Source organism: Hydrogenophaga sp. GW456-12-10-14-TSB4, assembly GCF_059424305.1.
Map to the genome: position 1 here is coordinate 21,123 of NZ_JBWKZH010000002.1, position 13,854 is coordinate 34,976.

Annotated in this window: 12 protein-coding genes; 8 read left to right on the forward strand and 4 right to left on the reverse strand. The window is 67.6% G+C overall.

What is annotated here, in order from left to right; genetic code table 11:
- Positions 1-3 precede the first annotated feature (3 nt).
- The gene (locus AC07ZS_RS01480; RefSeq protein WP_494796994.1) at positions 4-879 is read right to left on the reverse strand and encodes a Dyp-type peroxidase; all 876 of its coding nucleotides are present in this window, start codon (positions 877-879) and stop codon (positions 4-6) included.
- Between the two features lie 67 nt (positions 880-946).
- Positions 947-1,582, reverse strand: coding sequence for a GntR family transcriptional regulator (locus AC07ZS_RS01485; protein ID WP_494796857.1), 636 nt, complete (start codon positions 1,580-1,582; stop codon positions 947-949).
- Between the two features lie 131 nt (positions 1,583-1,713).
- Between AC07ZS_RS01485 and scpA the strand changes: the two genes are divergently transcribed.
- From scpA to AC07ZS_RS01525, 8 genes are all read left to right on the forward strand, one after another.
- On the forward strand, positions 1,714-3,870 hold the full coding sequence (gene scpA, locus AC07ZS_RS01490; RefSeq protein ID WP_494796858.1) for a methylmalonyl-CoA mutase: 2,157 nt from the start codon (positions 1,714-1,716) through the stop codon (positions 3,868-3,870).
- Positions 3,867-4,871: a methylmalonyl Co-A mutase-associated GTPase MeaB gene (gene meaB / locus AC07ZS_RS01495; RefSeq protein WP_494796859.1), complete on the forward strand. Its 1,005-nt coding sequence runs from the start codon at positions 3,867-3,869 to the stop codon at positions 4,869-4,871. Before scpA ends, meaB begins: the two co-directional genes overlap by 4 nt.
- 26 nt (positions 4,872-4,897) lie before the next feature.
- On the forward strand, positions 4,898-6,430 hold the full coding sequence (locus AC07ZS_RS01500; protein ID WP_494796860.1) for an acyl-CoA carboxylase subunit beta: 1,533 nt from the start codon (positions 4,898-4,900) through the stop codon (positions 6,428-6,430).
- A 19-nt stretch (positions 6,431-6,449) separates the two neighbouring features.
- On the forward strand, positions 6,450-8,498 hold the full coding sequence (locus AC07ZS_RS01505) for an acetyl-CoA carboxylase biotin carboxylase subunit (protein WP_494796861.1): 2,049 nt from the start codon (positions 6,450-6,452) through the stop codon (positions 8,496-8,498).
- Positions 8,499-8,581: 83 nt separating this feature from the next.
- Positions 8,582-9,169, forward strand: a complete 588-nt coding sequence (locus AC07ZS_RS01510) for a class I SAM-dependent methyltransferase (protein WP_494796862.1) — start codon at positions 8,582-8,584, stop codon at positions 9,167-9,169.
- Positions 9,170-9,172: 3 nt separating this feature from the next.
- The gene (locus AC07ZS_RS01515) at positions 9,173-9,664 is read left to right on the forward strand and encodes a VOC family protein (protein ID WP_494796863.1); all 492 of its coding nucleotides are present in this window, start codon (positions 9,173-9,175) and stop codon (positions 9,662-9,664) included.
- A gap of 148 nt (positions 9,665-9,812) precedes the next feature.
- A complete protein-coding gene (locus AC07ZS_RS01520) occupies positions 9,813-10,100 on the forward strand; it encodes a hypothetical protein (RefSeq protein ID WP_494796864.1) in 288 nt (95 codons plus the stop codon).
- Between the two features lie 24 nt (positions 10,101-10,124).
- Complete coding sequence (locus AC07ZS_RS01525) at positions 10,125-11,645, forward strand: methyl-accepting chemotaxis protein (protein ID WP_494796865.1); 1,521 nt, start codon at positions 10,125-10,127, stop codon at positions 11,643-11,645.
- A 1-nt stretch (position 11,646) separates the two neighbouring features.
- Here the strand turns inward: AC07ZS_RS01525 and rsxB are convergent, their stop codons facing one another.
- Together rsxB and AC07ZS_RS01535 are read right to left on the reverse strand one after the other, a co-directional pair.
- Positions 11,647-12,309 carry an electron transport complex subunit RsxB gene (gene rsxB, locus AC07ZS_RS01530; protein WP_494796866.1) on the reverse strand — a complete coding sequence of 221 codons (663 nt, stop codon included), beginning with the start codon at positions 12,307-12,309 and terminating at the stop codon, positions 11,647-11,649.
- Between the two features lie 43 nt (positions 12,310-12,352).
- Complete coding sequence (locus AC07ZS_RS01535) at positions 12,353-13,732, reverse strand: polyhydroxyalkanoate depolymerase (RefSeq protein ID WP_494796867.1); 1,380 nt, start codon at positions 13,730-13,732, stop codon at positions 12,353-12,355.
- Between the last annotated feature and the right edge of the window lie 122 nt (positions 13,733-13,854).

Here is a 13,854-nt window from a genome sequence, read left to right on the forward strand (position 1 = left end):
GGCTCAGAGCCCCACGGCGCGCAGGTCGATGCGGCCCTGGTGCAGGGGCGGGCACCAGAAGTAGGCGCCGGTTTCCGGTTCGGTGAAGGAGAAGAGGGCGTCGGTCACGCCGTCTTCCGCGCCCGACATGCGGCGCAGCAGGGCTTCATAGGCATCGAACGAACGGCCGAAGGCGGTGAACATGGAGCCGCCCTCGTTGCCCTCGGCCCAGGGCATGGCCCGGCGCAGCACGAAGGCCGGCGGCTCGAAGTCTTCCTGGGCGGTGCGCTTCACGTGGGCCGAGGCCGGCGCGTCGTCGAGTTCTTCGTTGTTGTGGTGGGCGCGGCCGAAGGTGTGGTCGCGTTGCTGCTCGGGCATGGCGGCGAAATGGCTCAACTGGTGGCGCCAGCGCTGCACGGCCAGAAAGCTGCTGCCGGCCAGCGGGCCTTGCGCGACCAGTGCCGCGGCGAGCGCGTCGTCGCCCTGGGGGTTTTCGGTGCCATCCTCGTAGCCGCTGAGGTCGCGGTTGCTGCGGTGGCTGAAGGTGTCGGTGATGGCGCGCAGCTCGAAGGCCGGGGCCAGCAGGGCTTCCAGCTGGCGGCTGCGCAGCAGGAGTTCGCCGCGGTCACCGCCGCGCAGCCAGATCAGCAGGTCGATCGGCGTCGCCGGCAGTTTGACGAGCGCGCCCTCGATCTGGGGGAAGCTCCGGAGGCCGGGGATCTGCGCGCCGAGCGCGCGCACCAGCGATTCGCCCAGGCCGACAACGGTGGCTTCACCGTCGGCGAAGGCGGCCAGTTCGCGCAGCACGGTCTGCGGTGCGGCGCCGAGGCGCAATTGGCAGCTGAGGTAACGGGCCTGGGTGGGAATGGGCTGGAGGATGCCGGGTTGGGCAGGGAGCAGAGCGGGCATTGTTCTTCGCGTGCGGGTGGGGGCACGCGGGACTTTACCAGCGCCCTGGCGGGCCCGCTCAGCCGGCCGCTTCCAGGCCGTTCTCGAAGTGCTCGCGCATGCGCTGCACCGTCAGCGCGGCATCGCGTTGCGTGAGCGCGGCCATGATGGCGCGGTGCTCGGTCAGCGATTCTTCGATGCGCCCGCTCTTGAGCAGCGAGTTGTGGCGGTTGAGCTTCATGACCTTGCGCAGGTCGGCCACCATCTGCTCGCGCCAGCGGTTGCTGGCGAGTTCCAGCACCCGCATGTGGAACTGTTCGTTGATGGCGAAGAAGCGGTCGCGGTCGCCCACGGCGGCTTCCAGCTCCTGGTGCAGGTTTTGCAGGCTGGCCAGGTCGGCGTCGCTGGCGCGCGCGGCCACCACGCCGGCGGCGTCCGACTCCAGCAGGGCGAGCAGGTGGTAGACATCCGCAAGGTCTTTCTCGGACACTTCGGTGACGTAGGCGCCGCGCCGCACCTTCATCGTCACCAGGCCTTCGGCCGCCAGCACCTTGAGCGCTTCGCGCAGCGGGGTGCGGCTGATGCCGTATTCCTCGGCGAGTTTGAGTTCGTCGATCCAGCTGCCGGGTTCGAGCTCGCGGCGGAAGATGCGCTGGCGCAGCAGCTCAGCGACTTCTTCGTACAGGGCGCGGGGCGAAAGCGACAGGGCGGACATGGTCGGGGGCGGGGCGATCAGCGAGGTGGAAGACAGGCCGGCATTGTAAGCCAATAGGAATATTTTGCATCAATAATTATGAATCATGTAAAATCCCGGCGGTCTTGATCCCGTCCAACCGAGTTTTCGCCATGAGCCAGAAACAGCCCGAATTCAACCCCGCCACCCTGGAAGCCTGGGCGCAGGCCGCCCGCAAGTCCGCACCCGGTGGCGATGTTTCCGCGCTGGACTGGGTCACGCCCGACGGCATCCGCGTCAAGCCGCTGTACACCGCCGAGGACACGGCGGGTCTGCCGCACACCAACACCTTGCCGGGCTTCGAGCCCTTCATCCGCGGCCCGCAGGCCACCATGTACGCGGTGCGGCCGTGGACCATCCGCCAGTACGCGGGTTTCTCCACCGCCGAAGAAAGCAACGCCTTCTACCGCAAGGCCCTGGCTGCGGGCGGGCAGGGCGTCTCGGTCGCGTTCGACCTGGCCACCCACCGGGGCTACGACAGCGACCACCCGCGTGTGACGGGCGACGTGGGCAAGGCCGGCGTGGCGATCGACAGCGTGGAGGATATGAAGATCCTGTTCGACCAGATCCCGCTGGACAAGGTGAGCGTGTCCATGACCATGAACGGGGCGGTGCTGCCGGTGCTGGCGGGCTACGTGGTGGCGGCTGAAGAGCAGGGCGTGGGGCAGGACAAGCTCAGCGGGACCATCCAGAACGACATCCTCAAGGAGTTCATGGTCCGCAACACCTACATCTTCCCGCCCGAGCCGTCGATGAAGATCATCGGCGACATCATCGAGTACACGGCGCAGCACATGCCGAAGTTCAACTCGATCTCGATCTCGGGTTACCACATGCAGGAAGCCGGCGCCAACCAGGCGCTGGAGCTGGCCTTCACGCTGGCCGACGGCAAGGAGTACGTGAAGACCGCGATCGCCAAGGGCATGGACGTGGACGACTTCGCCGGGCGCCTGTCCTTCTTCTGGGCGATCGGCATGAACTTCTACCTGGAGATCGCCAAGATGCGCGCGGCCCGCCTGCTGTGGACGCGCATCATGAAGGGCTTCCACGCGAAGAACCCCAAGAGCCTGATGCTGCGCACGCACTGCCAGACCTCGGGCTGGTCGCTCACCGAGCAGGACCCGTACAACAACGTGGTGCGCACCGCCATCGAGGCCATGGCCGCGGTGTTCGGCGGCACGCAGTCGCTGCACACCAACTCGTTCGACGAAGCCATCGCGCTGCCCACCGAGTTCAGCGCACGCATCGCGCGCAACACGCAGCTCATCATCCAGGAAGAGACCCACATCACCAACGTGGTGGACCCCTGGGCCGGCAGCTACATGATGGAGAGCCTCACGCAGGAGATGGCCGACAAGGCCTGGGCCATCATCGAGGAAGTGGAAGCCATGGGCGGCATGACCAAGGCGGTGGACAGCGGCTGGGCCAAGCTCAAGATCGAAGCCGCCGCCGCCGAGAAACAGGCGCGCATCGACTCCGGCAAGGACGTGATCGTCGGCGTCAACAAGTACAAGCTCAAGCAGGAAGACCCGATCGAGGCGCGCGACATCGACAACGTGGCGGTGCGCGACGGGCAGATCGCCCGCCTCCAAAAGATCAAGGCCACGCGCGACGCGGCGAAGGTGCAGGCCGCGCTGGAGGCCCTGACCGCCGCCGCCGACAGCGGCGAGGGCAACCTGCTGAATCTCTCGATCCAGGCCATCCGCCTGCGCGCCACGGTGGGCGAGGTGAGCGACGCGCTGGAGAAGGTTTATGGGCGCCACCGCGCCGACACGCAAAAGGTGACCGGTGTGTACGCAGCTGCCTACGATTCCGCCGAGGGCTGGGACGCCCTCAAGACCGAGATCAACGCCTTCGCCGAAGAAGCGGGCCGCCGGCCTCGCGTGATGATCAGCAAGCTCGGGCAGGACGGCCACGACCGGGGCGCCAAGGTGGTGGCCACGGCGTTCGCCGACCTCGGTTTCGACGTCGACATGGGCCCGCTGTTCCAGACCCCCGAGGAGTGCGCGCGCCAGGCGATCGAGAACGACGTGCACGCCGTGGGCGTCTCCACCCTGGCCGCCGGCCACAAGACCCTGGTGCCGGCCATCATCGCCGAGCTGAAGAAGCAGGGCGCGGACGACATCATCGTGTTCGTGGGCGGTGTGATTCCCCGGCAGGACTACGACTTCCTGTATGAGTCGGGCGTGAAGGGCATCTACGGCCCGGGCACGCCGATCCCTGCGAGCGCCAAGGATGTTCTGGAACAGATCCGGAAGGCTCAGGGGTGACCCCTCAGGCATTGCTTGAAGGCATCGTGCGTGGCGAACCCGCCGCGCAGCGCCGCGCCATGGCCAAGGCGATCACGCTGCTGGAGTCCACCCGCGCGGACCACCGCGCCCAGGGCGACGAGCTGCTCACCGCCTTGCTGCCGCACACCGGCAACGCGCTGCGCCTGGGCATCAGCGGCGTGCCGGGCGTGGGCAAGAGCACCTTCATCGAGGCGCTGGGCCTGTACCTGATCGGGCACGGGCACCGCGTGGCGGTGCTCACCATCGATCCGTCCTCGTCCGTCTCGGGCGGCTCGATCCTGGGCGACAAGACGCGCATGGAAAAGCTCTCGGTGCACGACCAGGCCTACATCCGCCCCAGCCCGAGCAGCGGCACGCTGGGCGGCGTGGCCGAGAAGACGCGCGAGGCCATGATGGTCTGCGAGGCGGCCGGTCATGACATCGTGATCGTCGAGACCGTGGGCGTGGGCCAGAGCGAGACGGCGGTGAGCGGCATGACCGACATGTTCGTCCTGCTGCAGCTGCCCAACGCGGGCGACGACCTGCAGGCGATCAAGAAAGGCGTGATGGAGCTGGCCGACCTGGTGGTCATCAACAAGGCCGACCTCGACCCCGATGCCGCCACGCGCGCGCGCGCCCAGATCACCTCGTCGCTGCGCCTGCTCGGCCTGCACGGCCACCCCGAGCACGCCCACCACAACGATGGCCTCTGGCACCCGCAGGTGATCCAGCTCAGCGCCCTTCAGGCGCGGGGCGTGGACGCCTTCTGGGCCGAGGTGTCGCGCTTTCGCGCGCTGCAGACGGCCAACGGCCAGCTCGCCCAGCGCCGCCAGCAGCAGGCCCGCGCCTGGATGTGGGAGCGCATCGATGCCGGCCTCAAACAACGCTTCCGCGCGCACCCGCAGGTGCGTGCCGACCTCGACGAGACCACCCGCCGCGTGCTGGCGGGCGAACTGCCGCCGTCCACCGCGGCGCGCCAGCTGCTCGACCTCTTTGACTGACCGACCGTTTCCTCCGGAGAACCACCATGCAGGACATCCTTGAACAACTCGAACGCAAGCGCGCGGCCGCGCGGCTGGGCGGCGGCGAGAAGCGCATCGCCGCGCAACACGCCAAAGGCAAACTGAGCGCGCGCGAGCGGCTGGAGGTGCTGCTCGACGAGGGCACCTTCGAGGAATGGGACATGTTCGTCGAGCACCGCTGCACCGATTTCGGCATGCAGGACAACAAGATTCCCGGCGACGGCGTCGTCACCGGCTACGGCATGATCAACGGCCGCCTGGTGTTCGTGTTCAGCCAGGACTTCACCGTCTTCGGCGGCGCGCTGTCCGAAGCGCACGCGGAGAAGATCTGCAAGGTGATGGACCAGGCGATGAAGGTCGGTGCGCCGGTGATCGGCCTGAACGACTCGGGCGGTGCGCGCATCCAGGAAGGTGTGGCCTCCCTCGGCGGCTATGCGGACGTGTTTCAGCGCAACGTGATGGCCTCGGGCGTGGTGCCGCAGATCAGCATGATCATGGGCCCCTCGGCCGGCGGCGCGGTGTATTCGCCGGCCATGACCGACTTCATCTTCATGGTCAAGGACTCGAGCTACATGTTCGTCACCGGCCCCGAGGTGGTGAAGACGGTGACGCACGAGGAGGTGACGTCCGAGGAACTGGGCGGCGCCATCACGCACACCACCAAGAGCGGCGTGGCCGATCTGGCCTTCGAGAACGACGTGGAAGCGCTGCTGATGCTGCGCCGCCTCTACAACTACCTGCCGCTCAACAACCGCGAGAAGGCCCCGGTGCGCCCCAGCGGCGACCCGATCGACCGCATGGATCTGAGCCTGGACTCGCTGGTGCCCGAGAACCCGAACAAGCCCTACGACATGAAGGAGCTCATCGTCAAGACGGTGGACGACGGCGACTTCTTCGAGCTGCAGCCCGAGTACGCCAAGAACATCCTGATCGGCTTTGCCCGCATGGACGGCCAGACCGTGGGCATCGTGGCCAACCAGCCCCTCGTGCTGGCGGGTTGCCTGGACATCAAGAGCTCCATCAAGGCCGCGCGCTTCGTGCGCTTCTGCGATGCCTTCAACATCCCGGTGGTGACCTTTGTCGACGTGCCCGGTTTCATGCCCGGCACCTCGCAGGAGTACGGCGGCATCATCAAGCACGGCGCCAAGCTGCTCTACGCGTACGCCGAATGCACCGTGCCCAAGATCACCGTGATCACGCGCAAGGCCTACGGCGGCGCCTACGACGTGATGAGCTCCAAGCACCTGCGCGGCGACGTGAACTTCGCCTGGCCCAACGCCGAGATCGCGGTGATGGGCGCCAAGGGCGCGGTGGAGATCATCTTCCGCGAAGAGAAGAAGGACCCGGTCAAGCTCGCGCAGCGCGAGGCCGAGTACAAGGCCCGTTTCGCCAACCCCTTCGTGGCGGGCGCGCGCGGCTTCATCGACGACGTCATCCTGCCGCACGAGACGCGCAAGCGCATCTGCCGCAGTCTGGTGATGCTGAAAGACAAGAAGCTCGAGAACCCGTGGCGCAAGCACGGCAACATTCCGCTGTGAGCCCGAGGAGAACAACAAGATGTTTACCAAGATCCTGATTGCCAACCGCGGCGAGATCGCCTGCCGCGTCATTGCCACCGCGAAGAAGATGGGCATCGCCACCGTGGCGGTGTACTCCGAGGCCGACAAGGAAGCGCGCCACGTGCAGCTGGCCGACGAGGCCGTGCTGCTCGGCCCGGCGCCTTCGCGCGAGTCCTACCTGGTCGCCGACAAGATCATCGAGGCCGCGAAGAAGACCGGCGCCCAGGCCATCCACCCGGGCTACGGCTTCCTGTCGGAGAACGAGGCCTTCGCCAAGCGCGTGGAGGACGAGGGCATGGCCTTCATCGGCCCGCGCCATTTCAGCATCGCCGCCATGGGCGACAAGATCGCCTCGAAGAAGCTGGCCAACGAGGCCAAGGTCAACACCATCCCGGGCTGGAACGACGCCATCGAATCCGCCGAGCGCGCGGTGGAGATCGCGCGCGACATCGGCTACCCCGTGATGATCAAGGCGAGCGCGGGCGGCGGCGGCAAGGGCCTGCGCGTGGCCTTCAACGACAAGGAAGCCCTGGAAGGCTTCACCAGCTGCCGCAACGAGGCGCGCAACAGCTTCGGCGACGACCGCATCTTCATCGAGAAGTTCGTGCAGGAGCCGCGCCACATCGAGATCCAGGTGCTGGGCGATTCGCACGGCAACGTGATCTACCTGAACGAGCGCGAGTGCTCGATCCAGCGCCGCCACCAGAAGGTGATCGAGGAGGCGCCGTCGCCCTTCATCTCGGACGCCACGCGCAAGGCCATGGGCGAGCAGGCCGTGGCCCTGGCCAAGGCGGTGAAGTACCAGAGTGCGGGCACGGTGGAGTTCGTGGTCGGCAAGAACCAGGACTTCTACTTCCTGGAGATGAACACGCGCCTGCAGGTCGAGCACCCGGTGACGGAGTGCATCACCGGCCTGGACCTGGTGGAGCTGATGATCCGCGTGGCGGCCGGCGAGAAGCTGCCATTGACGCAGGACCAGGTCAAGCGCGAGGGCTGGGCCATCGAGTGCCGCATCAACGCCGAAGACCCGTTCCGCAACTTCCTGCCCAGCACCGGCCGCCTGGTGCGTTTCGCGCCGCCCGCGCAGAGCATGTTCCAGGGCAACACCGCCGATCTGCTCGGCGTGCGCGTGGACACCGGCGTGCAGGACGGCGGCGAGATCCCGATGTTCTACGACTCGATGATCGCCAAGCTCATCGTGCACGGCAAGGACCGCTCGGATGCCATCGCCAAGATGCGCGAGGCGCTCAACGGCTTCGTGATCCGGGGCATCAGCAGCAACATCCCGTTCCAGGCCGCCTTGCTGGCGCACCCGAAGTTTGTGGCGGGGGACTTCAACACCGGTTTCATCGCCGAGCACTACGGCCAGGGCTTTCGCGCCGAAGACGTGCCGCACAGCGACCCCGACTTTCTCGTCGCCCTGGCCGCCTTCGTGCGGCGCAAGTCGCGCGAGCGCGCGGCCGGCCTGTCGGGCCAGCTGCCCGGCTACGGTGTGAAGGTGGGGCATGACTACTCGGTGATCGTGCTCGACGCCCAGGGCAAGCACAGCTACAAGCCGGTGCATGTGGACGAGGTGGTGGGTGAGATCGGTGCCGCCGTGGTGACGGTGGACGGCAAGCGCTATGCGATGTCCAGCCCCTCGCGCCTGAACGACATCTGCGTGATCGGCACCTGCAACGGCCAGCCCTACACGGCGCAGATCGAGCGCGGGACCCCGCGCAACCCGCTGGCCCTGGTGGTGCAGCACAACGGCACCCGCATCGAGACCATGGTGGTGTCGCCGCGCATGGCCGAGCTGCACGCGCTGATGCCTTTCAAGGCCCCGGCCGACATGAGCAAATACGTGCTCTCGCCGATGCCGGGCCTGCTGGTGGACGTGGCGGTGCAGCCGGGCCAGAAGGTGCAGGCCGGCGAGCGCGTGGCCGTGATCGAGGCCATGAAGATGGAGAACGTGCTGTTCGCCGCCGCCGACGGCGTGGTGTCCAAGGTCCTGGCCAAGGTGGGCGAGTCGCTGGTGGTGGACCAGCCCATTGTCGAGTTCGGCTGAGGCGCCGTTGAGCACCATTGGATACGGACAGCGGGCGGTGAAATGCGCTAACCTTCAAAGCCATCCGGCTCTGAAGGATTCGCATGAAGCATGGTCTGGCCTTTGCCCTGGGATGTCTGCGCGATCCGCGCCGCATGGGTGCCATTGCACCGGCTTCCCGGGCATTGGCCCGGGCCATCGTGAGCGAGGTCTGGCGCAGCCACCCCGGCGTGCTGATCGAGGTGGGCGCGGGCACCGGCGCCATCACGCGCGAGCTGGCCGCGTCGTTCGCGGCGCTGGACCGCTTCGTGGTGATCGAGCGCGACCCCGATTTCGCCCGCCTGCTGCGCCATGCCTTCCCGCTGGCCGAGGTGCTCAACCATTGCGCTTCCGACGTGAACCAGCTCTCGATCGAAGCGCGCTCGCCCGTCACCCTGGTGTCGTCGCTGCCGCTGCTGTCCATGCCGCGTGACGAGGCCCGCGAGTGCGTGAACGCGATGCTGGCGCTGATCGGCCGCCAGCCGGGCTCGCGCCTCATCCAGTACACCTACGCCGCGCCGCACCTGCGGCCCTTCAACGGCATTCCCCCGGGCTGGCGCTGGCGGCGCTCGGCCTCGGTCTGGGCCAACCTGCCACCCGCCACGGTGTGGGCGCTGGAGCGCTCGCCCGGTTCCCTCAACGGAGTTCATTGACGCATGCCTTCCTCCTCACGTCCTTTCAAAGTGCTGGGCATCCAGCAGATCGCCATCGGCGGCCCCGACAAGCAGCGCCTGCAGACCCTCTGGGTCGACATGCTGGGCCTGGAGGTCACCGGCACCTTCCGCAGCGAGCGCGAGAACGTGGACGAGGACATCTGCGCCATCGGCACCGGCCCGTTCAAGGTCGAGGTCGACCTGATGCAGCCGCTGGACCCCGAGAAGAAACCGGCGGTGCACGCCACACCGCTCAACCACATCGGCCTGTGGATCGACGACCTGCCCACCGCAGTGCAGTGGCTCGGCGAACAGGGCGTGCGTTTTGCCCCGGGCGGCATCCGCAAGGGCGCGGCGGGCTTCGACATCACCTTCCTGCACCCCAAGGCCAATGAGGAATTCCCCATCGCAGGCGAGGGCGTGCTGATCGAGCTGGTGCAGGCGCCCCCCGAGGTGGTGAGCGCCTTCGCGCGCCTGGCCGCCCAGCCGGCCTGATTCCCGGGACGGACGGCGGAACGCCGGAGCAGGGCGCCTTTTCGGGCCCTGTTCGGTGCACCGCGGGACGGGCCCTGAACTTAATCTTGTGACCTGTGAAGGCTGTGCCGACGGTGGCACGGCCCACCCCTTGTCGCAGGAGTTCAGCATGAACCCGTTCCCCGGCCAACCTTCGAGAGACCTTTCCAGCACCGCCAGCTGGCTCGCGCGCGAGATGGCGCCTGCCTGGCCCGTCGAGCTGCTGGAGTCGTTCTGCCTGCGCATGTCGTCGCAGGGCATGTGCGTGAGCCGGGCGCTGATGATCTGCGACCGCCGCTACGCGCTGGAGCAGCTCGCGCACGCCCACAACATGGCCGACGACGCGCTGCGGGTGATGGCCGTGCAGCTGTTCCGGCACTTCGAAGCCCGCCAGTCCGGCATCGCCGGCCTGCATTGAGCCCCACCGAGGAGCGGTCCACCCATGTCCGGATTCCATCCGCTGTTGCCCGGCGTCGCCCTGATGCGCCGGTTCCGCCTGCGCGGCAAGCTGTTGCTGCTCGCGGCGTCGTCGGTCCTGCCTCTGCTGCTGGCCTGGGCCTTGCAAGGCCCTGACGGTTTGCAGGGCCGTGCCCTGATGGTCGCGGTCGCAGGCCTGGCCCTGCTGGCCTACCTGATGCTCTCTTTCTACGTCAGCTTCACCGCCGATTTCCAGCAGGTGCTCGGTGCCATGGGGCAGACGGTGTCGGGCAACCTGCGGACCACGGTTCGTGTGCAGGGCGATGACGAGCTGGCCGAACTGGCCCGCCTGCTGGACCGCACGATCGGCAACCTCTCGGCCATGGTGGCCGAGGTGCGCAGCAATTCGGCCCTGGTGGCGCACGCCGGCAAGAGCCTGGCGATGGGCAACCGCGACCTGGCCGACCGCACCGAACAGCAGGCCGCCAACCTGGAGCAGACGGCGGCCAGCGTGAGCGAGCTCTCGGGCACGGTGCAGCAGAACGCCCGCACCGCCAGCGAATCCGACCAGCAGGCCGCGCAGGTGCGCGATGTGGCCGAGTCGGGCGCGAAGTTCATGGGCCATGCGGTCGAATCGGTCGAGGGCATCCAGAAAAGCGCGCAGCAGATGAACGAGATCATCGGCGTGATCGACAGCATCGCGTTCCAGACCAACATCCTTGCGCTGAACGCGGCGGTGGAAGCCGCACGCGCGGGCGAGCAGGGCCGGGGATTCGCGGTGGTGGCGGCCGAGGTGCGCACGCTCGCGCAGCGCTCGTCCGCGTCGGCGAAGGAAATCCGCGAGCTGATCGAAGCCTCGCGCAGCCAGGTGGAGGCGGGCGTGGCCCAGATCCGCACGGCCGGCAACAGCATCGGCCAGATCGTCTCCGGCGTGCGCGGGGTGGCGGCCAACATGTCGCTGATCTCGGCGTCGAGCGCCGAACAGAGCACCGGCCTGAACGAAATCTCGGCGGCGGTGACCCAGCTCGACCAGATCACGCAGCACAACGCCCAGATGGTGGAGCGCGCGGTGGCGCAGGCCAACCAGCTGGAGCAGCGCGCGGCCCACCTGTCGAAGGCGGTGTCGTCCTTCATGCTGCAGCAGGGCACGGCCGACGAGGCCATGCAGCTGGTGAGCCGTGCGCAGACCCAGCGCCGGCACGGTGGGCGCGAGGCCTTCGCGCGCGCAATCACCGAGCCCTCGGGCGGCTTCCACGACCGCGACATGTACGTCTTCGCGCTCGACAGCGCGGGCGTCTACCGCGCCTTCGGCGGCAAGCCGGAGAAAGTCGGCAGCCGGGTGCAGGACATCGCCGGCGTCGACGGCCAGGCCCTGCTTCACGCCATCGTCGCGCAGGGAGAGGCGGGGGAGGGCTGGGTCGAGTACGACATCGCCAACCCGGTCACCGGCGCCATCCAGACCAAGATGTCCTACGTGATGAAGATCGACGACCTGTACGTGGGCTGCGGCGTCTACAAGACCGTGGCCGCGCGCCAGGGCGCCTGAATCAGCCGCCGCTCTGGCCGCGCCGCGCGCGCGAGCGGGCCAGCGCGGCTTCGATCACCGAGCGCTTCTTGTCGAGCACGGCCCCGTCGGTGATCTGCGAGTGCGCGGCCAGATCGGCCAGCTTCTCGCGCGCTTTCGTCTCCAGCCGCAGCTCGTGTTCCTGCTTCTCGCGCGCCAGGCGCTGCTGCCGCAAGGTGTAGCGCTCGCGTCCCTGGGCGGCCTGTTCGACCGACCAGGCCTGCCAGCCGGTGCGTTCGCCGCTGACGATCTCCAGCGAGATGCAGTCCACCGGGCAGACCGGCAGGCACAGCTCGCAGCCGGTGCAGTGGGGTTCCACCACGGTGTGCATGCGCTTGTGGATGCCCAGGATGGCGTCGGTGGGGCAGGCCTGGATGCACAGCGTGCAGCCGATGCACCAGTCCTCGTCGATCACCGCCACGGTGACCGGGCCCTCGATGCCGAAGCGGTGGTCCAGCGGCCGCACGGGCTGGCCGGTGAGGGCGGAGAGTCGCTCGATGCCTTCGGCGCCGCCGGGCGGGCACTGGTTGATGCCCGCCTCGCCGGCCGCGATGGCCTGCGCATAGCTCGCGCAGTCGGGGTAACCGCAACGCGTGCACTGGGTCTGCGGCAAGGCGGCGTCGATGCGCCGGGCGAGGTCGTTCATGCCCGCGAATATACCGGCGCCGCGAGGGCGCCGTGGTGGCCGTTCAGGCCTTGGCGGTCTTGCGGCCGGTCGTCTTGCGGGCGGGAGCCGGTGCTTTCGCGGCGGGCTTGCGCGCCGCGACCTTGGCGGCCGGTTTGGCGGCGGGCTTGGCGTCCACGGCGGGCTGGTGTGCCTTGATGAAGCTCTTGACCACCGGATGCACCATGTCGCGCCAGCGCCGGCCGCTGAAGATGCCGTAGTGGCCGGCACCCTGTGCCTCGTAGTGCATCTGGTGGGTCTTGGCGATGCCGGTGCACAGGTCATGCGCGGCGGCCGTCTGCCCGGCGCCGGAGATGTCGTCGAGCTCACCTTCGACCGTCAGCAGGGCGGTGCGCTGGATGTCCTGAGGGCGCACACGCTCCAGCTCGCCCTGTTCGTTCCTCACGTCCCAGGTGCCGTTGACCAGCTTGAACTCCTGGAACACCGTTTCGATGGTCTCGAGGTAGTAGTCGGCGTCCATGTCGAGCACCGCGTTGTACTCGTCGTAGAACTTGCGGTGGCTCTCGGCGCTGGAGTTGTCGCCCTTGATCAGGTCCTTGAAGTAGTCGTAGTGGCTCGACGCATGGCGGTCGGGGTTCATGGCCACGAAGCCGGTGTGCTGCAGGAAGCCCGGGTAGACCCGGCGGCCGGCACCGGGGAAGTTGTCGGGCACGCGGTAGATCACGTTGTTCTCGAACCACTCGTAACTGCGCTGCGTGGCCAGGTTGTTCACCGCGGTGGGCGACTTGCGGGCATCGATGGGGCCGCCCATCATCGTCATGGACAGCGGCGTCGTCTCGCCCCGGCTGGCCATGAGCGAGACCGCCGCGAGCACCGGCACGGTGGGCTGGCAGACGCTCATCACGTGGCAGTTGCCGTAACCTTCCTGCAGGTAGCGGATGAACGCCTGGATGTAGTTCACGTAATCGTCGAGGTGGAACTCACCGTCGGCCAGCGGCACGAGGCGGGCGTTCTTCCAGTCGGTGATATAGACCTTGTGGTCCTTGAGCATGGTGCGCACGGTGTCGCGCAGCAGCGTGGCGTAGTGGCCCGAGAGCGGGGCGACGATGAGCACCACCGGCTGGCCCTTGAGCTTGGCCAGCGTGTCGGTGTCGTCCGAGAAGCGCTTGAAGCGGCGCAGCTCGCAGAACGGCTTGTCGATCTCGATGCGCTCGTGGATCGCGACGTCCACCCCGTCCACATCCACGGTGTGGATGCCGAACACCGGCTTCTCGTAGTCCTTCCCCAGCCGGTGCATGAGGTCGTAACCAGCGGAAATGCGCTGGGCGCCCGGCAACTGCGCCAGGGGCAGCATGGGGTTGGTGAAGAGCTTGGACGCGACCTCGGCCAGGTCGGCGAAAGGCTCCATGATCGAGCGCTGGGTTTCGTAAATCTGGTACAGCATGGGCGTCGAATCTGGTTATGTTGCAGTGCAATATAGCAGCATGTGCAAGTCCCTATAAGGGTGAAAACACTATACCCCCGGGTGTAGTTGTCACCTTCGTGAAAGAATCCGCCTGGAAATCG

Coding starts and splice junctions, on each gene's coding strand:
- AC07ZS_RS01485 (WP_494796857.1), bottom strand. CDS start 1,582: ATGTCCGCCCTGTCGCTTTCGCCCCGCGCCCTGTACGAAGAAGTCGCT.
- scpA (WP_494796858.1), top strand. CDS start 1,714: ATGAGCCAGAAACAGCCCGAATTCAACCCCGCCACCCTGGAAGCCTGG.
- AC07ZS_RS01500 (WP_494796860.1), top strand. CDS start 4,898: ATGCAGGACATCCTTGAACAACTCGAACGCAAGCGCGCGGCCGCGCGG.
- AC07ZS_RS01505 (WP_494796861.1), top strand. CDS start 6,450: ATGTTTACCAAGATCCTGATTGCCAACCGCGGCGAGATCGCCTGCCGC.
- AC07ZS_RS01510 (WP_494796862.1), top strand. CDS start 8,582: ATGAAGCATGGTCTGGCCTTTGCCCTGGGATGTCTGCGCGATCCGCGC.
- AC07ZS_RS01515 (WP_494796863.1), top strand. CDS start 9,173: ATGCCTTCCTCCTCACGTCCTTTCAAAGTGCTGGGCATCCAGCAGATC.
- AC07ZS_RS01520 (WP_494796864.1), top strand. CDS start 9,813: ATGAACCCGTTCCCCGGCCAACCTTCGAGAGACCTTTCCAGCACCGCC.
- AC07ZS_RS01525 (WP_494796865.1), top strand. CDS start 10,125: ATGTCCGGATTCCATCCGCTGTTGCCCGGCGTCGCCCTGATGCGCCGG.
- rsxB (WP_494796866.1), bottom strand. CDS start 12,309: ATGAACGACCTCGCCCGGCGCATCGACGCCGCCTTGCCGCAGACCCAG.
- AC07ZS_RS01535 (WP_494796867.1), bottom strand. CDS start 13,732: ATGCTGTACCAGATTTACGAAACCCAGCGCTCGATCATGGAGCCTTTC.